Annotated in this window: 13 protein-coding genes; all 13 read right to left on the reverse strand. The window is 51.8% G+C overall.

Annotated features, from left to right (window positions below):
• Positions 1 to 2: 2 nt before the first annotated feature.
• Positions 3 to 2,123: an HlyD family efflux transporter periplasmic adaptor subunit gene (locus Q1A40_RS18110; RefSeq protein ID WP_300002956.1), complete on the reverse strand. Its 2,121-nt coding sequence runs from the start codon at positions 2,121 to 2,123 to the stop codon at positions 3 to 5.
• A 2-nt stretch (positions 2,124 to 2,125) separates the two neighbouring features.
• Positions 2,126 to 3,442: an HlyD family efflux transporter periplasmic adaptor subunit gene (locus Q1A40_RS18115; protein ID WP_300002958.1), complete on the reverse strand. Its 1,317-nt coding sequence runs from the start codon at positions 3,440 to 3,442 to the stop codon at positions 2,126 to 2,128.
• Positions 3,435 to 4,172, reverse strand: a complete 738-nt coding sequence (locus Q1A40_RS18120; protein ID WP_300002961.1) for an efflux RND transporter periplasmic adaptor subunit — start codon at positions 4,170 to 4,172, stop codon at positions 3,435 to 3,437. Before Q1A40_RS18120 ends, Q1A40_RS18115 begins: the two co-directional genes overlap by 8 nt.
• The gene (locus Q1A40_RS18125; protein ID WP_300003111.1) at positions 4,169 to 5,887 is read right to left on the reverse strand and encodes a TolC family protein; all 1,719 of its coding nucleotides are present in this window, start codon (positions 5,885 to 5,887) and stop codon (positions 4,169 to 4,171) included. Before Q1A40_RS18125 ends, Q1A40_RS18120 begins: the two co-directional genes overlap by 4 nt.
• Before the next feature lie 92 nt (positions 5,888 to 5,979).
• A complete protein-coding gene (locus tag Q1A40_RS18130; RefSeq protein WP_300002964.1) occupies positions 5,980 to 15,003 on the reverse strand; it encodes a putative Ig domain-containing protein in 9,024 nt (3,007 codons plus the stop codon).
• Between the two features lie 38 nt (positions 15,004 to 15,041).
• The gene (locus Q1A40_RS18135) at positions 15,042 to 16,646 is read right to left on the reverse strand and encodes a pilus assembly protein (RefSeq protein WP_300002967.1); all 1,605 of its coding nucleotides are present in this window, start codon (positions 16,644 to 16,646) and stop codon (positions 15,042 to 15,044) included.
• Entirely contained in the window at positions 16,646 to 17,224 is a 579-nt protein-coding gene (locus Q1A40_RS18140) for a hypothetical protein (protein ID WP_300002970.1), read from the reverse strand. The genes Q1A40_RS18135 and Q1A40_RS18140 overlap by 1 nt, the downstream gene beginning before the upstream one ends.
• On the reverse strand, positions 17,211 to 17,711 hold the full coding sequence (locus Q1A40_RS18145; RefSeq protein ID WP_300002973.1) for a hypothetical protein: 501 nt from the start codon (positions 17,709 to 17,711) through the stop codon (positions 17,211 to 17,213). Before Q1A40_RS18145 ends, Q1A40_RS18140 begins: the two co-directional genes overlap by 14 nt.
• A complete protein-coding gene (locus Q1A40_RS18150) occupies positions 17,708 to 18,547 on the reverse strand; it encodes a tetratricopeptide repeat protein (RefSeq protein WP_300002975.1) in 840 nt (279 codons plus the stop codon). The genes Q1A40_RS18145 and Q1A40_RS18150 overlap by 4 nt, the downstream gene beginning before the upstream one ends.
• A gap of 29 nt (positions 18,548 to 18,576) precedes the next feature.
• Positions 18,577 to 19,533, reverse strand: coding sequence for a type II secretion system F family protein (locus Q1A40_RS18155; protein WP_300002978.1), 957 nt, complete (start codon positions 19,531 to 19,533; stop codon positions 18,577 to 18,579).
• 11 nt (positions 19,534 to 19,544) lie between these two features.
• Complete coding sequence (locus Q1A40_RS18160) at positions 19,545 to 20,525, reverse strand: type II secretion system F family protein (RefSeq protein ID WP_300002981.1); 981 nt, start codon at positions 20,523 to 20,525, stop codon at positions 19,545 to 19,547.
• A 15-nt stretch (positions 20,526 to 20,540) separates the two neighbouring features.
• Positions 20,541 to 21,923, reverse strand: a complete 1,383-nt coding sequence (locus Q1A40_RS18165; RefSeq protein WP_300002984.1) for a CpaF family protein — start codon at positions 21,921 to 21,923, stop codon at positions 20,541 to 20,543.
• Positions 21,924 to 21,945: 22 nt separating this feature from the next.
• The gene (locus tag Q1A40_RS18170; RefSeq protein WP_300002987.1) at positions 21,946 to 23,154 is read right to left on the reverse strand and encodes a hypothetical protein; all 1,209 of its coding nucleotides are present in this window, start codon (positions 23,152 to 23,154) and stop codon (positions 21,946 to 21,948) included.
• Positions 23,155 to 23,166: the final 12 nt, after the last annotated feature.

A 23,166-nucleotide genomic window follows, 5' to 3' on the forward strand; every position in this document is an offset into this window, starting at 1 on the left:
GTTTAAAATGCCAGCTCGCGAACCACCACCGCAGAAAGAGACTTCCATAAACTCACCGCGAGTATCTGCGATTGACCTTCCAGCACCAGAGTGCCTGGCTGAACCTGAAGGGGTGCCGCCGTACCAGGAGTGAGTCGCAGTAATACGCGATAGACCGCCTGTTCAGGGACTATCTCACGCTGCTGATTGGTTAATGCCGCAATATCTCCGCCATAGACGGACGCAAGCTCCGCGACCGCCCGGAGGCTGGTTACAGCTGTCTGTTCAATCTCGATAATTTCACCCTGCACGCTGGGCAGAGTGCTCTGTTTTGAATAGAACGTACCTTTTGCCCCGACGGACAGGCGAAGCCAGTCTTTCTCCTGAACCAAGGCTTCAACCAAAGCACCTTCAGGATGCGTCACGGTGGCCAGCCATTCTCCCTGGGCCAGCCATTCACCTTGACTCAAGGGATAAGCGAGATCGGCCACACGGCCATCAAGGGGGGCTCGAATCGTCAACGAATCCTGTTGTTCAGAAAGCACCTGCTGATGTTTTAAGGCGGCTTCTCGTTCCTTGCGAATACGCTGGTGTGTCTGCAATGTCTGGCGATTCAGCGTCTGATAACCTTGCTGCCAGCCGAGGGTTTGCAGTTGTCTTGCCAGGTTTTCATTCTGGTGGACCATATCATCCGTATGCAGAATAAACAGCACATCCCCTTTCGCTACCAGTTGTCCGGGAGATACCTTGATCTGTTCAATTTTAGCCGCCACTGGCATATACAAACTGCCCTGCTGTTCAGCCCGTATCAGACCAGGCGCATACACTGTATGCTGCCAGGGGAAGAAAAAAATCAGCAGCAGAAAGCTGCAAACGCTGAGGGTCAGTATCATCTGACGGTTCATACGATAATCCTTACGTCGCCCATGCCAGGCACGCAGTTCATTGATAATCGGTACAATAACGAAATAGCCAATTTCAACGGCAAATAACAGAATACCCAGCACCTTGAAAGTCATGTGATAGACCAGCAAGGCAATCCCGGTAAAGAGAAATAACCGGTAAATCCAGGTAGAAAAGGCATAGCACGTCAGCGTCCGCCTTAACCAGTCTGGCATCGCTTCAGGGGGTTCATCCTTGAGACCAAACAGCAATTCTCTGAGTTTCCAGCGGCCAATCGCAAACCCTCGCTGTTGCAGGTTACCTATTCCTAAGGTATCTGAGAGTAAAAAATAGCCATCAAAACGCATCAACGGGCTGAGGTTGACTGCCAGAGTCATTATCCAGGTGGTGGTCGCCAGCATAAACGCCGCACTGCGTAACATACCATCAGGTAAAAAACTCCATGCCAGAGTCGCCCAGGCAGCAATGGCCAGTTCGCTCAGCATACCCGCGGCCCCAATCGCTAATCGCTGTTTACGGCTGGCAAGTTTCCAGGCTGATGATGTGTCGGTATACAGAACAGGCATCATCACCAGCAACGCAACGCCAAGACTGCTAACTTTTCCCCCGTAACGTTTACAGGTGTAAGCATGTCCCAGTTCGTGAATTAACTTCGTCAGGCAGAGGGTTATTCCCGCTAACAGTGCCCCTTCAAGGGTAAAGAAATGGAGAAAGGTATGACGGAAGGTTTCCCACTGGCGGCTGGCAAACAGTAATCCGGTTAATCCCGCAAAAAAGGTGCTCAGCCAGAAAAACTTGCTATAGAACAGCGACACCCATGGCAGAGAGCGCTTCAGGAAAGTATCAGGATGCAGGACAGGTATGCGTAAGAACAGATAGTTATGCAGCGCATAACTCCACCATGAACGCTTTGTCACGGCTTTCTGCCGTGTGAACTGGCTGACGGTTTCATCATCTACTCGCCAGGTCAGAGAATGGGTCTGAAGAAATTCTGAAAATGAACGAATATCCTCCTGACTGATTTCAACCGGCAGTTGCTGATTAACCCGCGCAATAATGGCGTTAGCGTCCCCGAGCCCCCAATGAGAAAGTAATGTTTTTTCCAGCCAGCCAATACGGTAATAACGATCCCGCAAAGGATCCTCCAGTGTCCAGCTGGGTGCCCCTTTCCAGTCCGTCGGTCCGGGATGAAGAATTAACTCCTCCCTTAGCGGTGCAACGCGTATAGCGTCAGCATTCATACTCAGACTCCAAGCCAGACACGTAACGATGACCAGGGTTTACGCATCAGATAAGCAATCAGTACCGTTCTTTCGCCATAGATTTTTGCGGTGCCTTTCAGTCCCACTCGGACCACAGACTCTGGCTGATTAAATTCAGCCAAAAGGCGATACGCCATCACATTTTCAGCATCCGGTGTCGCGCGGTAGCCAATCTGAGTTAAAACCGCATCTTGTGGAGAGTTTGGCGCAACATTGAGAAATAAGCGCACTTCTGCACCGTTTTCCAGTGCAATGGCATCTCCTGCCGGAAGCTGGATTTCCAGCCGGGTATCACTCGGATCAGCCACCATCATGATTCGCTCTCCGACGGACACCGACCGCCCCAGTAAATCGTTGGCATTATCAAATATCACAATACCGTCACGAGGTGACTTCAGAGCCATACGGTCCAGCTGAGACTCAATAAACGTCATTTCACTCAGCGTCTGCTGACGACGGCTCGCCAGCACCGCTAACTGGGCTTTGGCATCCGCATCACTCAGCGCCATCTGCTGGGCTTGGCGATACTGTGCCTCGGCACTGGCAAGCTGTTGACGGGCATTTTCTCGCTGGTTCAGTAATTCACGGGCATCCAGACTGACCAGCACGTCCCCCCTGAGAACGGCTTGGTTCGGTTTCACCTCAAGGACATCCACCACGCCAGAGAGTGGAGCACGCAGCAAGGTGGGTTTATTCGCCACCACTTCCGCAGGAGCCAGTACCGACTGGCGAACCGGGATTAGCATGATTAAGGCCAGAGCCATCCCCACCACCAGCCCCTTGCGCTTTATCCTCGGTACAGATCTGTGGTTTTTTTTCTGGCGAGCCAGACTCTGCCAGGCATGACCATAAGCATCGGCTAACTGTTCCAGAAGGACTTTCTCAGGTTCCGACCATGGCGTATCCTTGAACAGAATAAGGCTCATTGGCCTTTCCTTATCAAGATGCGGAAGCGGTATCCAGAGTCCGTTTTCAGGTAAATACTCTTGCCAGAATTGGCTGTCCTCAGCCGAGAGACTTTGCGCTCTGATGGCTGTTATTTTATGAAAAGTCTGCTGCCACTGACGACAAAGTGCGGAAAAACCGCGACAAAAAGGTGCGTGGCTGTCCAGGCTTGCAACACCTGAAGCAGCGGCTAATTTACCCGCTTCCCCCTCCCAGAGGGCTGCCTGGTGATAGTTTGTCAAACGATGCGTTTCATTGACCATAAAAAAGGCCAGGCTCTCGCGCCTGTCCAGCGCCCGCATGCGACGCTGGAGTTGTAACAGTTCCGCAAGCGGCTGGAGAGGATTACTCATTCGCCACTGACTCCGCAGAAACAAACTGTGCTTCACCACTCATCCCAGGGAGCAATCTTTCACTGGCATGGGTGATTTTTCCAAAAACTTTCACGGACTGACTGACAGGTTCTATCGCAGACGAAATACGGCTAATTTCAGCGATATAGGTTTGCCCGGTTTCATCCAGTGTGACGGTAAACGGGGTTCCCGCTTTCAGCCAAACCAGCCAGCGTGAAGGCACAATCGATTCCAGTTCAAACGCACTGTCATCATAGATAGCCAGCAGCTCTTTGCCTTCAGGTACGGTTTCCCATTGACGGACTCGTGTTTCTGTCACCCGGCCATTAAAAGGCGCGACGATGTTACAACGCTTTAGCATTGCACGATTCACCCCACCTTCTGCCTGTGCCATCGATAGCGCAGCACGCGCCTCATCAACGTCAGAAACGCTGATAGCATTTAGTTTATCTAACCGGTTAGCGACAGCCACTTTTTTACGCGCAGCCTGCTCAGCCGCGTTTGAATAGTTAAGTTTCTGCTGTAATACCGCGCAATCGAAGGTAAGCAGGGTCTGACCCTGCTTAAAACTGTCACCTTCTTTGACGTTCAACTCATTAACCCGCCCGGCAATACCACTGGACAGCACGGTCTGTTTTACGGCACTCAACTGAACCCTGACCGGGTCCAGTTGAGTGCCCGCCAGACCTGCTATCGGCAGCAAACAGGCTGCCAATATCAGAAGCTTCATTCCGCCACTCCGGAAATCGACTCAAGGTTATTCCACATATCATTAATGCGGTTGATCTGATTAACACGCGGCGTGGCTCTCGGCGGCACCGCTGCAACAGGTAAACTGACTGGCTGGTAGCTGGAAAGCAGCGGCTGACTGACGGCAACAGACTGAGTCCGGGTTACTGCTGGAGCCACCGCTGCAACAGAAGCCGGGGCTACCGGTGCCGTGACGGGAGCAGTGGACATCTGCAGAGAAACTTTCGCCAGCTGACCTTTTTCAATCTGCTGTGTGGTACTACCGATGCTCGCACTCAGTGCCGCAAGGCTGGTGTCATTAATATTATCCGGTAACACATCCAGTCCGGCCGCCTGGTATACGGTACCCAGCGCGTCCTGCATGCTGGCAAAACTACGGTCACGGGCGCGGGTCGTCAGAATAGTTTCGGTGCTGATTTGCACTTGTTCCATCTGGGTCGCAGCCTGATTACGGTAGCTTTGATCCGTCTGGTTCATAATACCCCGCTGTACCCGCGCCAGTTCCTGATAACGCTCAAACATCTGGGTACTCTGCTGATACTCCTGCCAGGCGACGTTAACTTGTGTCAGAACCGCCATACGTAAGGCCTGGCGTCTGACTTCTGCCAGTGACTCACCCGCCTCACCAGCATTTTTGACCGAAGACCAGGAGAGCACATTCAGCAAGTTGCCGCTGACCTGCACACCCGCACTGGCCCAGTTACGGTTAACGAGGAAATCGTTGCTATCGCCGTTGATACCGGCAAAGAGTGACACACCAGGCAGTAAACGGGTTAATGATCGACGGGTATCCAGCACTGCATTACGGGCTAAATAGGTTTCTTCACGAATTTCAGGTCGTTTGACCATCGCAAAGTTTTCCAGGTCAGTCAGGGTATAAGGCAGCTTGATCTGAACCAGACTGTTTTGTTCAGGAGAAACAACGGTGAAATTGCTCGCCGGTGGCAAGTTCATCAGTGCCGCAAGGCGCGATTTCGCCAGCACCAGATCGCTGTCTACCACTTCCAGCTGACGTACCATTTCCAGCATGTTTTTCTGGAAACGCAGAGATTCTACTGGCGGCAGCAGACGTTCACGCTCCGTTTGGCGGGCAAAGGCCAGCGACTGACGTGCTTTGACCAAGGCCTGAGTCACTTCTGGCTGCAGACGCTGAGCGGTAGCCGCTTCCCAATAGGTGGTGCGCACCTGACGGGTAATATCGGCCACCACTTTACGACGGCGCTCTTCTGCCGCCAGGGTTTTGTTAGCCTGCATTTTGGCATTGAAATAGCTAATCCCAAAGTCCAGTACGTTCCAGCTCATGGTCAAGTCTGCGGTACGCAGTGTCATATCCTGGCTGGTTGATGCCTCCAGTGACTGCTTACCGGTGGTGACTGACTGGCTGCTGGACGCGGCGACATTACTTCGTGTCACCATCCCTGCCTGGGCTGCCAGTTTAGGTAACATATCTAACCGGGCAATGCCCAGCAGGTTATCTTCAATCGCCTGTTCCATCAGAGCTACACGCTGCTGAAGGTTGTACTTGAGTGAACGCGCCAGGGCCTCATCGAGCGTAATAACCCCGCGTACAGGTTCCTGATCGGCATACATCTGTGTACGATCGCTGAGCGCCTGGCTTATCTGTTCGTCCATCGTCACAGGTTCAGGACGAACAGCACAGCCAGCCAGGAGTAAAGCACTGGCTATGGCTGTCATTTTAAGCGCGCGTTTTGCAAAGCCATTTGCCTTATGTTGTTCAAACTTAGAATGCCCCACCAGAGAACTCCTTATTATTGTTTTTAAGATAATCATGATGCTTGTGCAGGTTGTGCTGCGGAGGCTGACATTTCGAGAGCGGCTTTAAGCAAAGCGTCACTGTCCCCCTGTCCCGCGGCGAGTGTTTTAGAAATGGCATCCTTAGCTGATAAGGCTGCCTCAAAAGTCGCCCGTACCTCTTGGGATACAGGATCGGTAAGTAATGCAGACGGACTTGAAGCAAGCGACAAAGGCTCTCTTAAAGTCAGTAACAGAACAGAACCATCGGCACGAATAAGCCGGAGCTGGATTTGCCCGACTTGAGGGGCTTGCGTTCTGTCCATTTTCAGTTCGCCTTTAGCCGGGTCAAACTGAAGCCACTCGGGTAATGGACGACCATTAGCCAGACGGGCATCAATAAACTCACCCTGGCCAACAAGCGAATGGATCTGTACGTTGCCTGTAGCAGGTTCCCAGTAATCAATAGTGCTGGTGCTATGCGCTTTAGTCGTTAAGCCTTTAAAATCAATCTTCTCAAGCGCAGGCAACTGACCAAACTGAATAGGATTTAAAGACCAGGGCGAAGCGACTAAATCCAGTTCCCCCGTGGCTAAATGTGTTTCTCGGGACAGGTCAGTCGGCTCAGAAGAGGTCACATTGAGGCCAAGTGACGCTGAAAGCGATGCATAGAGATTATCGGTGCCGCCTGTGGATGTCGGGAATAATCCGGCCGTTGCGATAAAATCAACATGGGTGACACTGCGGGCTTCAACCTCCAGAGTCAGGACAATACTCGCTGATGCGCCCTGCGCATCGGTCGCCGTGAGCGTCAGAGTGAAACTGCCTTCGGTGGCGGGTGTGCCTGACAGCGTATACGTCGTTGGGTCGAAACTTAATCCTTCAGGCAGGCCATCAATTTGCCATGACAGGGTTTTATCCTCGACATCATTGAACAGCGCTTCCGGGAAGATAAATGTATAGTTGCTGTCCTGAGTTGCCCCCAGCAATGTCAGACTGTCAACGCTCGCCTCTGGCGGGCTATTAACCGCAATGACGCTAACCGATGTTTTCAGTCCGGGCTGGCTGCTGTCTTCGCCCCCTCCGCTGTCCTGAACCGAACTCAAGGTGAAATTTCTCACCCCTTCACCAGGATTAGTGCTGATGTGGGAATAGCTTATCCCTTCAATTACCGTCGCAGGCGCAGAGATGCCGTTTGCGCTGCTCAGGGTGACCAAGGCGTTATCATCGACAACAGAGACCGTCCAGGCATAACCGCTGGAGGTGGTTCCACTGCCATTGATTAAAGAGATAGTGGTTCCGTCAAGGTATAACTGCTCACTTGAGCCGTCTTTAACCCCCTCCACCATGACACTGATACTGCGGATCGTCTGACCTGCTTCAACCGTATCAACACTTGTGTCGGTGTAGAGCGCTAGCGGAGCATTCCCTTCAGTAAACTGCATATCGTGCCCGGTGCCCGTCACAACCGGTGGATTATTGACAGCCTGAACCATCACTGTTGAGGCGAGATTAAGCACACTGCTGTCCTGACCGCCCAACTCAGTCCCCCCATTATCCTGAATATGGGTCAGTGTCACGGTACGTGTTCCCGCCGTCGGATCATTACTGTCATGGCTGTAGGTTAAACCATCAACCAGAGAGGCTAATGGTAGTCCCTCACTGCTGCCGACTGTGACAGTGACAATATCGCCTTGCACAGTGACCTGATAGTCATAGCCATTGACCGTTTTACCGCTGCTGGCAATCAAGGCGATTTCCGTGCCATCCAGCGTCAGTTTTTCATCGGCACCGTCAATAACCCCGGAAACCGTCAGTGCCGTTTTGATAAAGGTCTGTCCGGCTTCAATGGTACTGGTCTGGCTATCTTTGAATAAGTCAGCAGGCGCCCCCCCTTCAATAAAGGTGCCATTGACCGCCGTTGTCGTCAGGGTTGGCGCATCGTTAATCGGTGTTACCATGAGAGATAAAGTGACACTGTCACTAGCACCGTAACTGTCTGTCACCTTCAGGATTAAAGCTATCGCATTGCCAGGGTCGGCACTGGCATGGGTATAGGTTATCTGTTGCAGGAGTTGATTCGCCAAATCAGTACTGACGCTGGAGGTAAATACCAGGGTCAATGTCCCCTGACTACTCACAAAATCAGCTATCGCTTTGCCACCATGCAGCACTTTACCGTTTTCTAAAGAGAGACCATTCGCTTCCGTCAGGCCAAACAGGTCATCCGCATTGGCATTTTCACGCCCCAGAGTCAGGGTGGCACCCTGATAGTTCCCCAGGCCGTTATTCAACGAGTCATATTCAGCATCATTGAGCGTAATAACCCCCGTCAGTGGTAGAGTTTCACCTTCGGTATACTCAAGAGTGATGGAGTCAACTAATTGGTCAGACAGAGAAACAATGCTGTTTTCACCGAAAACAATAAGGCTGCCATCTTTGCCTGAGATAATCAGGCCCGCATCCTTAAGTTCCGAAACCTGGCTACTGTCTGTCATCTGTTTTAGCGTCAGAGTGCCGTCGCTTTCTACCAGGTAACGGCTGATGCTGCCCGTTGACTGGGTGATATAGAAGGTTTTTCCGTCTTCAGACAAAGCAACAGAAGCCAGCTGGCTGAGGCCGTTTTGCTGACTGGCAATATTCAGCTCGTTCGTCGCCGGGTCAAAGCGATACAGACTGATACTGCTGGCAGTGCTCACCACTATCTGCTTACCGTCTGCTGAGACCGTCAGACTGGCGTCGTCGCTAATACTGGCGGCTCCCTGACCATCACGAATATAAGCCACATCTTTCAGGCTACCGTCATCCTGAATCTGATAGACAATCAGTGTGTTAGCAACAGTGTCCGAAGCAGGATCGGTAAGCACATAGACGTAATCACCGACGGTTTTAATCTCAACAGCCGTAAACAAATAAGGCGCCGTTCCGGTGGCGCCGGAAATCTGCTGCGTCTGGTCATATACCCCGGATGCACTATCCTGGGTATACACTTTCAGGCCGGAGTAGTTACCATCCACCACATAGACAATTTTGCCATCGGCGGAAACGGCGAAGTCACTCACATTTTGCGTCGCGAGGGTGCTCACTTTAGTCAGAGCGTCAGTGGCGGAGAGGATCGTCAGGCTATTTCCGGAATCCGCAAGTACCAGCACATGGCTGCCATCCTGGCTGACTTCCACGGACTCAATGGCTCCGGATGAGACTTCAACCGTCTGCTGATAAACCCATTTGCCTTCTGTTGTCTGGCGCTGGAATACTGCCATATTGCCGTCACTGCCGGCTACATAGAGCGTTTTACCATCCTGGCTCAACGCTCCGGTGACAACGTCACCTATCCCTGGGATATCACCTATGCTTTCAATCCCCACCAGATGATTATTTTCAACACCGGCCCCGAGAACCGGAGCCGAGTTATCGACAATCGTCACCTTCGCCGTCGCCGCTAACTGGCGGGTATCGTCTCCACCGCCATTATCCTGAACGCTGGCCAAGATCGTACGCAGACCTGCGGTCTTAACGTCCATACTGTTGCTATAGCGTGACTGTTCGATTAACGTCGCAGTTTGTGCGCCAGTCAGCCCCTCTTTAAAGGAGACATTCAGCGTGGCAACACCGTCCTCAACGATCACAGTGTAGGCATGCCCGCCTGGGGTGGTACCACTGCCGCTGATCAGGGCTATTCCGACACCATCGACAATCAGGTGCTCACTACCGCCATCCTTCACACCCGCTATATTGAAGGTCACACTCGACAGAGTCTGGTTCTTCTCTACCGCCGAGATAGCAAGGTCAGCGAATAATTCAGTCTGATTACCGCTGACGGTATAATGACTGCTGATGCCAGAACCGCTGATAACCGGAGCATCATTGACACCGACCACCTTGACTGTCGCCTGGAGACTCAGTTCAGCTCTGTCCTGCCCCCCATCCGCAGTACCGCCGTTATCCTGTATAGCGGTCAGGGTAACGGTACGGGAACCTTCGGTGGGATCATTGCTGGTGTTGATATAGGCTATTTCTGACAGCATCTGCGCTGTCGCTTGCGTCGACAGGCCGTCACTGGAATACAGCTCTACCGTTGCCACACCATCAACCACAGCAACACTGTAATGCAGGCCCTGCTGAGTGACATCGCTATTACCATCGGTTAAAACAATGGTCGTGCCATCGATATACAGCGTTTCGCTGCTGCCGTCCTGAATATCCGTGACAGTCAGAGAAATAGCCGTGACCGCCTGGCCGCTTTCCCCGGTGGAAACCACCACATCTTTAAACAGCACCGCGCCATCACCTTTTTCAGTGAACTGGCTCTGGTTATCCCCGGCGATTACCGTTGGAGCTTTGTTGGTGAAGCCCACGTCCACTTCACTGCGAACAGAAACCACTGTGGTATCAATTCCATTATGCGCCACGCCACCGTTATCTTTAACGGAGGTGATAGTCACGACACGTGTGCCCGCCGTTGGCGTTTCGCTGTAATCAGTAGCACCGTTGCGATAAGAAATACCCTGTACCAAGGTCGCCAGCGCTTCAGACGGTATTTCGTTGCTTATAATCGTAACAGTCGCCACACCATCAACTACCGAGACGCGGGTATTGACGGAGTAATACAGCGTCTCAACAGTGCCATCTTCACCCAAGACTTGAAACTCAACGCCGCCAGACCCCGTCGCACCGTCAGTTAATACGGTATAAGCCCCGCCAATCACCAGTATTTCGCGATCGCCGTCCTGAAGATTGTCCACTGTGAGGGTGATTTCACTGATAGTCTGCTCAGTTTCGCCCGCAGAGAGCGTCGCTTTGTCAAACAGTTTGACTGGCTCACCACCACTGACATAAGTGACATCCTTACCTTCAGCCTCGAGAGACGGTGGATTATTGATCTCAGTGACGTTAAGCAGCAGATCGACCGTGCTGGAGGCATACTTATCCGCAACTGACAGGGTCAAACTGATTTTACTCCCTGGCAGATCGCTGGTGTTGGTATAGGTGAGGCGCTGTAAGACTTGATTAGCGGTTGCGGTATCAACCTCTGCGATATAGGTTAAGACCAGCTTACCCTCAGTGGTGACGAAAGTGGCGATTTCTTTACCGTTAAGTGTCAGAACGCCATTATCCAGCAGCAGTCCGTCACCATTGGTGAAACCAAAGGTGTCAACGCTCTGGCCGCCTGTCGTTCTTTCCAAGGTCAGCACTGCGCCGTTATAGTTACCCTTTCCACTATTCAGCGCATCATATTCAGCATCATTCAGCCTGATAGCCTGGGTAACATTGATAGTATCCTGTTCGATATAATCAACATTCACACTGCCCGCGCTAGCCATGCTCAATGCCATAGAGCCGAAGAACAGATGGCGTCCACCATAAATCGACTTACCGTCAGCGCTGACGACAAAACGCGACATCCCGTCAGCCACGGTTATCGTCTCACTAAACTGAGGTACGCCACTGGCATCAATTTTATAGATAGCGAGTCGAGTCGTTCCTGCACCCGACATAAATAAGGTACTGCCGTCACTGGATAATACCAGGGTATTCGGATACTGGTTCAGCACCGTGTAAGCATCTGAGGCATTAACATACTGCGCGTTCTGGCGGGTAGCGTCATAATGCAACGTGGTGAGGAAACCGTTACCTGTTGTGAGATAGATATAGCCAGTATCAGAGACCTCGATACCGTTAACGCCGTTCATGGCGTTACTGTTGATATTGGTGACAAGCGTCTCGCTGGTCCCTGATACATCAGTCCAGGTTATGGTCGTGCCACTGCGAATGATTTGCCCGGCATAGGTCAGCTGTCCGTTAGCGTCAGGCTGGTAGATACTGACCCGTGAACCGCCAACAATATAGACCGTTCCCTTGGCGTCAACCTCCATTTCAATAGCAGTACCGAGTCCGGTTGCAGGCTGATACTTGTCATTGGCGGTGAGCGCGCCATTGTCGCCAGTCTGATAGCTATACAGTGTGGTTGCTGACAGGGCATACAGCATATTGCCTTGCTCAGAGACCTTAAGATCCAGCACTTTTTCCGGAATATCGGTCACGGTACCGATAAACGACAGACCACCGGACTCACCGATACTGAAGACACTGATCGAATAGGCGGTCGTACTTCCGCTGTCGTTATAACCGGTAACATACAGCAGGCTGCCGTCCGCGGAGGTGGTAACAGACGTAACGCCTCTCAGCCCGTTGACTTCGATGCCGTTACTGTCATCACCATCATTGGCGGTGCCTTGAGTAAAGGCCTGAATTTGCGTCAGTTCACCGGTTTTAGTATCCCGGCTGTAAACAAACAGTGTACCGGTACCATTTGGGCCATTCACATTACTGCCGGTATTCGCAGCAACAATCAACAGCGTGCCGTCTTTCGATAACGTGATACTGTTAACGTACTGATTAAATCCGCTCAGTTTGCCATCGCTGGTATACGTCAGAGCACTCATATCGGCACTCAGATTCGGTGCCTGGTTATTCGCCTCTTCAACGGTGATGACCCAGAGCGTGACGTCCCTTGAGGTAGAGACATTAGACTCATCGGTAACAGTGACGGTGACAGTATAATCCTGCGCAACCGTAGAGATACCTGACAGGGTTAAGGTCTGCGTATCAAAAACAAACCCCTCAGGCAAACCGGATACTGTCCAGCTAAGGCTGTCGCCATAGAGACTATCCGGGTCAGTAAACAGATTGCTGTCCAGAGTGGTGCTATAAACACTGCCAACGGTGGCATTGCTAAGCTGGGAAGAAACGCTTTCATTAACCACTGGCGCACGGTTATCGATTTGTACCACTTCGAGGCTGCGCTCAATAGACGCGCTGCCACCAGAAGCATCGGTGACGGTAATCGTCAGTGTGAAGATACCGGTCTCCAGTGCCTGACCAGACAACGTTCTGGTGTTCGGTTCAAAGATTATCCCTTCCGGCAGGCCCGTCACAGACCAGGTCAGATGGTCACCATCTTCATCACCGAACAACCCGGAAAATAGCGTAAAGTTATATCCTGTTTCGCTGATCGCTTTATCCAGATTATAACCGGTTGCAGCGTCAGTATTGACTTGGGGGACAGTGTTAACCCGCAAGGTGGTCACCAGTGCCTGACTAGTGAGTTCACCATCACTGACTGTGGTGCTAAGCTGAATAAAACTTCCCGCCGCGGCGGTGGTATTGCTGTAAGTTAGCTGCTGGAGAACCTGGTTCGCGATGTTTTTACTGGTATTGCTGGTGAAGGTGATAATCACTTTACCTTCACCATTGGTGAGCACCGTGGCGACAGGTTGATTATCGAGCGAAATCACACCATTGCTATAGCTCAGATGATTGGCGTTGATAAAACCAAAGGTGCCGCTGTTTGTGTCAGCACTGACTGTGATCTGACTGCCGAGATAGTTTCCCTCTCCGTTGTTAAGGACATCATTGTTACTGTCTGAGAGGGTCATCCCTTGAGCAAAATTAACCGAACTTCCCTGCGTCATGGTCTGTGCCAGGGTATAACGGGTAATACCCTTGTCTTTGGTTATCAGCACAGAAAGCCCGTCTTTGGAGACGGCAATATCTTTTCCGTTAATATCCGTCAGGGTATTAACGGCGGTGAGCCCGCCGGTCGCGGCTACCGCATAGGTATGCAAAGTTCCGTTGTGATCGCTGACAAACAGCGACTTACCGTCCGCACTCAGGGCGATACTACCAATTCCCTCAAACGGTCTTGACTCCACCTTGGTAAGCGTTGTTCCGCTCAACTGATAAACACCGAGGGTATTCTCGTCAGGATTAGCCACATACAGATATTGACCATCAGCTGAAACAGCCAGGCTAAAGTCGACGCTTTGGTAACCAAAACCGTCAACAATCAGCGAGGCAATCGTGGTTAACCGACCATCTTCCTGACGCTGATAGGCATAAATAGAGTGATCGCCTGTGGTATAAATGACATAAACTCTGTCGCCACGGCTAATAATCACCCCGTTACGATCGCCACTGCCTGAAGAACCCGGAGCTCTGTCTAAATAATTCAGTTCACCGGTGGTGGTGTTGCGGGTAAAAATAGCGACATCATTCCAATGAGTGCCCACATAGAGATAAGCGCCATCATCGGATAAAGCCAGACCACCGCTAATATCCCCATTACTGCTGTTATAGGTATGACTCAAAGCCAGATCATTATTGCTATCGAGGCTAAACATATAGATGTTTTCGCCGCCATCAATCGCATATACCCCTTGACCGCTCGGTGCCGTGACCAACTCAGTCACCGTCCCCATTCCTTCAACTGCCAAGGTTTTCACCAGCGACAGATTACCGCCCTCATCCACCGTAAATAGTGAGATATTCCCTTTTCCGGCAACATAGACATAGTTACCATCAGTGGAATAGCTCACCTGTCCCTGACTGCCAATGCCAGGCAGGGAAATAGTATCGCCGGATTCAAGCGCATGTCCGTCACTCACCACCGGCGCAACATTGATTTTACTGTCAATATCGATGGTGGCAGAAATACCGATATCCGTGGTATCAAGCACATCACTCAAAGAAACCAGAGTGACAGTGACCGAACCGCTTTCCACCGTAGTATCCAGCGCTTTCCAGGCAACAGAATCGATAAGCTTAGCGACATCGTCAGGGCTGTAGGCTTCAGATGATGCGATACTCAGTGTCAGAGTGGTGACCCCTCCACTGACAGAGACATTGTAGGCGTAGCCATTATCCGCAGTTTCAGACGTGCCCGTCTGTAGCGCAATAGTCGAACCATCTATCACTAATGCCTGATTACTGCCGCTGGTGCTGACTTTAATCACCAGCTCAGTGAGCTCTTCTTTATCCCCCGCGCTAATCACCTTCACGCCGGAAAACAGATCGACACTTTGCGGCGAGCTGCCCTCACTGATAGTCAGGGTAGTCCTCACTCCCGTTGCAATAACACCAGGGTTCCAGTCTGTTGCATCAATCACTTGCTCTGCTGTCGCCACAGCAGCAGCATCAAACATCATACGCGGTTCCAGCGCCCAGGCTTGCAGCACAGAACGACGCTCAGCGCCGGTTTTAGAACGGGAATAACTCATAGTCTGATATCCTGTAAGTCAAAAATCGCCATCGGTTATTACTTGATGAGGCGGACAAAACTGCTCTGCTGCTGAAGCTCTTCCACAATGGAGGCCAGGCGTTCGGTCATTTTATTTTCTGATTCGACGAAGTTAGCGCCGTTGAAATAACTCAGGTCGCTGCTTTTTACCGCGCAGTTGCGCAGCCCAGTACCGGCAATTCGGCGAAAAGCGGAAGCACTGGGTACCTGACCGTTTTCATCTTCAGCATCATCGGTTCCGGTGGCTATCAGGAAGAAGCGCAGATCGCGTTCGCGGAAACTGTCACAGAGTTCAGCAAAACGCTGAGTAATGAGGGTTTCATCGTTACAGCCATCGGTTGATCCCTGGCAACCATCAATGGGCCTGGCGGTGTAGGCGTTATAGGCATCACTGTCGAACCAGCGCATATCCGTGGAGTTAACCAGTAAAACAATGGCCTTCACCCGGTCACTCTTTCCTTCGCTGAAATCTTTCGGCAGGTTGTCAGGCAAGCCCCAGCCCTCTTCGCCGCGGAACTCTGGCGCCAGGGACATTGCTGCCCAGCCCATGGCGATGGAAAAATTGACGTTAAACCCAGCAGTCATTTCACCCAGCCGTTCGGAAATTTTATTCAGATCATTACTCAGAGGGAGTAAGGGAGCGACCGGGCAGCCGTGGTCAACAATCAGAAAACGAGTATCGTTAGCCCCACCCGCCTGACCAAAAATCGGGTTAGGACCTATCCATGAAACGTTGTAGTTAATTGGAGAGTTAACAGGTAAATCTGCGCGGTAATAAATGCCAAACTGTCCGCCCGGCGCTTCATCCCAGAAATAATTTTCGCCTCTGTTCAGGCCGCGGTACATGCAAAGTCGATTGAAGCGGCGATCTGGCAGACGGCGATCCGCCAGGCCACTGTAGCCAGTCTGGAATAAGGTTGTGAGTTCCACCGGATTCAGCGCGCCAGGTTTAGCCCAGTTGCGGATACGGTTAACGTGTTCAGGATCGTAAACATTCACACTTTGGCTGTAGGGCACCAGTGATAGCCAGGCATTGTCATTACTGCTAACCAGATCCTCGGCAAAGCTGTTACCCATACGGCGTAACGCAGCCATGTTGGCGGCATTTTCAGTTAAGGTATTGGGTATCGCCAGCGCCACTTCCAGCGAGGCGGTACGCACTTCAACCTCAGAAAATATATCCTGCCGAACGCTGTTGAATTTCAGTAATTCAGGCGCGGTATTAAATGAAACAGATACGGTGTAGGTTTGAATAGCGCCATTATCCTCACCTCGCGTCACCGAGATATTTTCACGCGTTATCTGTGAAGAGAGCTGCGTGTTCATGCCCAGGTTATGCGCAATGTACATATACGCAAGCTCGGTCATGTCTTGCTCGTTAAAGGATTGGTTCTCAGAATGACTTACCACCACCTGATTACCGATAGCCCATGCAGCAGCATCGGTAGCACGCTTGATCTGTGCGGCATCGCCGGTGGCATTGAGCGTATCAACCACTAATGCACCACTGACCAGCAAGGCCATGGTACCGAAGACCAGAAAGGCGGTACCGGCGCCTTTCTCCTGGCGACAGAACTGTGTTATTGAGCGACGCAGTTTGTTCAAGCGTTGTCCGATGGCCATTATTTGCTCTCTTCCAGTGCGGCTTCCTGAGCCAATTCTTCATCTAATGCAATCACCCCTGCAGCAACCCGGCTTGTGGTTGAAGCATCAAGTAATCCACTGAGTGTCAGCCCCCCGAGCAGGCTGACATCACTGCCCTGGCGACAGATCTCAACGATAATCATCGAAACATTGTCACTGGGGTTTTCAGTCTCGCGCTCTGGCAAACTTCCCGGCCACTGCATACCCGTAATCGCAGTATTCTCGAGGCATAAATCAACAGCATTGCCACGCGAAAGCTGCCAGTAAACTTCCCCACTCTGCCTGACATTACTGATAAGCATCTGATAGTTATGACTGGCGCCATCGGGCATCACCGCATCCTGTAAGCCCTGAAGTCCTTTCGCTGTTAAATCAGTCTGATAGCTCAATACTGAGGCGATTGCACCTGCCCGTTGTTCCATACGTTCTCGCTCTAAACTCACGGTATAGAGATCAGCGAGTATCCCTCCGACAGTCAGAAGAATCGGGAAGACAAGCGCAGTCTCTAAGGCGGCAACGCCCCATTCACGCTTTAAAAAATGTCTAATCTTGCTCATACATCAATTCCGTACCGAATACATGTTTGTACTGATAGCGAAAGGCATCCCCCAAAGAGAGCACTTCTGGCAGAGGGGTCAGAAACGATTTTTTGATCTGTACGGTCACAGACCATACGGGCAGATTGTCTTCCGTCTCTTCTTCTTCAGTGGCAATCGCCAGCCCCCCCAGATGACTGAGATTGTCAAAATGCAGTACGCTAACCGTCAGATCATCGTCATTGAGGTAGCCAAAAGAGGAATCCACCATGCGTGACTTCACGTTGTCGGCCATTTGTGAGGGACTACTGGCTTTCAAATCATCCAGCCTGAAGCTTTGGACAGACTTATCCAGCGCAACGCTGCCAACGCCCACCACCAGCCCAACGCGCACCAGCTCAAACAGCATCATGACGCCAACCAGAATCACCGGGCAGAGAAAAGCCACCTCTGTGGCAATCACTCCCAGGTTTTGCTGCCAGCAGCGGCGTAATTTCCTCGCAATCATGGCTTAATGCTACTTAGCTGCAGTGGACTACGACTGGCGAGCAGCAAATTACTGCCACGGTTCTGAGGCTGTTTTAACTCATCCGCACGTGCACTTAAGGTGCTCATCAGGCTGGCAATACGATCCGGGCTGGCAATCGCGGCTAAGGTGCGATGGGCAGCATCAGTGTCGCCCTGGTAAAGATACGCAAGGGCCAGATTGAGCTGTGTTACGGGGTTTGAACTGTCTGTGGTACGAAGTAATTCAATCGCTTTGGCCGGTTCTGCGCTGTTAAGCCAGGAAAGTGCCATATTGTTCAGCGCAGAGGTATTGGATGGGTCACTTTGTAATGCCTTCTCAAACTGCACGCGTGCTTCGCGGTATTGACCGCTGGCGTCCAGCACAATTCCGGCACCATTTAACGCAATGGAATTCTGCGGGTCCAGTTTTAGCGCACAATCAAGGTCGCGCTGAGCAAGCTGAGTACGTCCTAAGGCGATCTGCGCGCGCGCCATGCCCAGACACAGAGCCAGGGATTCATTTTTTTCCATTGGCGCGGCGTCATCCCCGATCTGCTGGCGCGCACGAGAGTAAATGCCAAGGGTCTCTTGCGGAGGCTTCACCGCACTGGCAACACTGCCATACTCAATCAGCTCTTTCCCCACCAGACTGCCTTTGCTGTCGAGACGGGCATAAACTTCGGTCGACGCTTCCAGACGGCCCTGATCGCGCAGTAAACGAGCCAGTTTAAGACCTTCTTCTTTCGATCCTTTCTGAATCTGACTGCCCGCACAACCTGCCAGTAATACACCACAGATAACCAGGAAAAATGCCCGGACAATGCTTAATTTATTCACTCTTTCTTTCCTCTGCGTAATAACGGGTCTTAACTCGACATCAGACGGATGACCCGCAGCAATGCAGGGGCGGCCATGATGGCAATAATCGGGGGGAGAATCAGTCCCATCAACGGGACACTTAGCTGTGCGGGCAACTTTCCGGCTTTTTCTTCCAGGCGTAGGATCAGGGTTTTACGACTTTCATCCGCAATGGTTCTGAGCGCCTGAGAAAGCGGCGTACCATAACGCTCCGCTTGTAGCAGAGTCGCCACCATATTTTCTATTTCGGGAACACGCGTTCTCTCCGCCAGATGGGTCAGAGCAAGCGTTCTGTCAGATAAAATCTGCAGTTCAGCTGAGGTATAGCGCAACTCATCCGCCATTTCGGGAGCAGAAAGTCCAAGCTCTTTAGAAACCACATGCAGTACTCGCCCGATAGGCAAACCGGCCTCGGCGCAGACCACCATCAGGTCAAGGGCATCGGGCACTGAACGTCCCAGCCGGACACCACGCGTCACCGCACGATGTCTCAGCCACCACTCGGGCACCAGGCTACCGATAAAGAACCCTGTCAGACCACCCGCCAGACCGGTTAACCCGATACGATCGGCTGGCGGCACCAGACCCAAAACCAGTACCAGGACGGCAAGCAATCCACAGGCGAATTTGCCGATAACAAACCAACCAACCGCTTCCGTACGGCGAAAGCCAGCAAGGTCAAGCATCTGACGAAACTTTTTCCGATCTTTCTCAGCGCCCGCCAGTCGTTCACCCTGTTCAGCCAAAGGACGCAGTATTTTTTCAAGGGCCGGCGACAGTTCCATCCCCTGTCCTCTGAGAATAGAATGTTCGGCACTGGTCTCAGTGTCAGTTACAGGTAAGTGAGGCGCTAAGCGCTGGTGCAATTTACGGACACGTTCGTTTCTTCCCTGACCTCTGGCAAACCACAGGCCGGCAATAATCAGAAACACAGCCAATATCAATAGCGGATCATCTAGCAGCATTGTCTTTTCTCTTAAGCTATCCGTTTAACCATAAAAAATGTCACCAGCATGCCTAAGCTGACGCTACATACGGCGTACAGCAGTACCGAGGTGCCTGTCGAGTCGGAAAACAGAAAGGTAAAATCTTCAGGCGATTTGAAGTACATATAGGCCAGACAGCAGGGGAACAGCGCTGCCACTATCTTTGCTGAAGCTCGAGATTCAGAGGTTTTTGACAGTACCTTCAACGACAGCTCGCGACGTTCACGTAAAGTGGTTGCCAGACGCTCAAGGGTATCGCCCAGACGGCCCCCTGCTTCCTGGTTGATAATCAAAATAACCACAAAGAAACGGAACTCCGCCATTGGTACACGATCAGCGGAAGCCTGAATCACCTGACGAAAGGGAATGCCCAGCTTCAGCCAGTTATCAATGGTGCGGAACTCGTGGGCCAGTGGTCCGGTAAGATGTTCAGCCACCATCGCAAAAGTGTTTGCGACGGGTACCCCGGCACGCGCCGCCCTGACAATGGCATCAATGGCATCAGGTAAGCTTTCACGCAGCAGCTGCAAATGTTTTTGCAGCGCGGAGCGAAACAGCAACCAGCCAATCACAGAAGCAAATAACAGTGAGAACAGAAGCCCCGTTGTCAGCGGTAAGGGGGTACGCTGACCAACGGACATACCTATAGCCAGGCTGATAGCGCCAAGGATGATCAGTCTGGGGCGCAAGCTGCTGCGCCAGCCAATAAAATCCAGCTGATCCCAGAAAACCGATAAACGATGCCCAATCAGCGGCACACGGCTGAAAGGAGAAATCCGCGACTTTTTGAGAATAGACAGCGGAGGATCCTGATCTGAATCCAGCGCACTGTCCTGTAAGATTTGACGCAGTCTCTGCTCGCGCCGCTGACGTAGCTGGCGCTGATTTCGGGCATAGTTCAGCGCCAGACACAGCATCAACACGCTTACAAAAACTAAAACTGTCAGTATGTTAATAAGATTCAGAGTCATCAATGCATCCTTAAATCAGGCATCTAACAGATGGGTCTTCTCAGTAAAGAATTGAGGACGCTGAACATGCTGAACATATTCTCCAGTTAACTGACCTGTCGCTGGGTTGGTACCCGTGACCTGAAAAGTAAACAGATCCTGCATCTGGATAATTTCTTCTTCCATGCCACACAGTTCACTAATGGAGACCACACGTCTGGCACCGTCACGCATACGTTCAATTTGCACTATCAGATGAACGGCGCTGGCGATTTGTCGTCTGATAGCCATCAGAGGAAGCTGCATACTGGCCATCATCACCATATTTTCCAGACGTTGAATGGCATCGCGGGTGGTATTGGCATGAACGGTACACAGAGAGCCGTCATGACCGGTATTCATGGCCTGGAGCATGTCGAAACACTCACCTCCCCTGACCTCACCAAGAATGATACGGTCAGGACGCATACGCAGGGCGTTACGCATCAAGTCACGCTGGTCGACTTTACCGGAACCCTCAGCACTTACCGGTCGGGTTTCCAGGCGAACAACATGCTCTTGCTGTAACTGCAGTTCAGCGGCATCTTCAATGGTAATAATGCGATCGGTCACACCAATTTTTTGCGATAGCGCATTGAGGAGCGTGGTTTTACCGGCCCCGGTGCCCCCGGAAACAATCACATTCACACGCGCCTGCATCGCTTTATTCAGTACCGCAGCCATAGCAGGAGACATACAACGAGCCTCAGCCAGAGACTCCAGTGAGAGATTGCGGCGCATAAATTTACGAATTGAAATCGTTGTTCCGTCAATGGCTAAGGGGTAGGTAATCACGTTGACACGGCTGCCGTCAGGCAGACGTGCATCCACCATGGGGCTGGCTTCATCGATACGTCGGCCTACCGCGGCGGCAATACGCTGAGCGGTATTGAAAACGTGCTCTTCATCGATAAACGTAATCTGGGAGAGTTCGAGCTTGCCAAAACGCTCAATAAACACCTGATTAGCCCCGTTAACCAAAATATCATTGACCGTATCATCTGCCAGTAACGGCTGTATCGGCCCGATACCGGTCATTTCATCGAGCATTTCGTGGCTCAGCGCCAGCTCTTCCTGGCGAGAAAGCTGGAGTCGTTCGCTATCACAAATGGTGCGGATCACCGCCTGTATCTGCGTCAGTAAATTGTCGCGCCCCATCCCTGCGGCTTTGCCAGCATCAAGCTGATCGTACAGTCGCGTACGAATAATTCTGCGCTGAGCGTTGCGACTGTCATTCTGCTGCACGCTGGCAGTCGAGACGGATGCACGTGATTCGCTTGCCTTACTCTCAACAGCAGGTGTGCTGGTCATTTCCGGACTGGCGGCAGCCGTTTGTGTCACAACTTCACGGACAACAGTCTGATTTTTACGCCTTAACATAAATTATCGTCTCCCGGGAAGCTTAAGCGCGGCGTAACAGCGTAGAGAACCAGTGCTTTTTCGCCGGTTCAGGACGCTGACCACAGGCCAGATGACTTAACTCTCTTAACGCTTGCAACCAGGGTAAAGAGGCGTGAATATCCAGCGCACCAAGCGCCAGACTACGGGCAAGGGTATGACCAGCATGTGGCAAGACAACATCGATTGGGCGACCTACAACCTGTTCAAATTCCGCCCGACTCAGCGGCGGATTGCTGGAAAAATGGCTCTGATTGTTGACCAGCAGTAAACGCTGACCTTCACTTTCATCGCCAATATCATGGAGAATACTGCGTAAATTACGGGCATCTTGCAGGGTCAGTTCCGTGACCAAAATACGGAGGTCGGCATAAGTCAGTACGTCAAGCGCCCCCGTCGGGAATGAGCAAGGCAGATCCCAGATAACTTGATTAAACATACGACATAAAGCGCCCCCCAGATTGAGGACGGTGTCAGCATCAACCTCATTATCACTACGGCGAACAGGTTTTTGCGCTAACAGATGAAGACGAGTATCAACCTTAATCATGGCACGCTGGAGTAGCTGACTGTCCAGTACTTCGGTCGTGAGTACCGCAGCCAGCCCCGCATCTTCATCCTGCCCTAGCAGTAATAACTGGTCGCCATTACGCCTGTCAAAATCAACTAATCCCGTCGGTAAATGACGTTCAGTGGCAAATAAATACCCCAGACCAGCAGCTACAGTACTGGTACCGACACCGCCACTGACACCGGCTATCGCAACCGTTCTTCCAAGGCGCGCATATTCTGATCCGGTATGCATCCCTTTACACTTAGCCAGTGCCGCAGACAGCTGATCCAGCGCATAGGGTTTCACTAAGTACTCGGTAATACCCAGTTGCAGTAGCGAACGGTAAAGACTCACATCCTGAGCATTTCCGGTGACAATGACCTGGCACTCTGGCCCACAGATAGCCAGCAGGGCTTCCAGAGCAGGTAACGGCCAGGGCTCTGCTTCAATATCAACAATTAACATCTGCGGTGGCAGATTAAGTTCACACCAGGTACGCGCCGCATTGAGACCGCCACGTTCGACCGGCGCTTCCGGATATTTAAGCCGCGTCAGGGAATCGCGTAATGCCACAGCGTCTGGCTCACTGAAAGTAAATGCGGCAATCAGTAGTCCCTGTTCCTCACCGCCTGTTCCGGAAGAAACTTTTACATCACTCATGTTGTCTCCCTG

The sequence above is a fragment of the uncultured Cedecea sp. genome (assembly GCF_947498825.1).
Taxonomy (GTDB): Bacteria; Pseudomonadota; Gammaproteobacteria; order Enterobacterales; family Enterobacteriaceae; genus JGM124.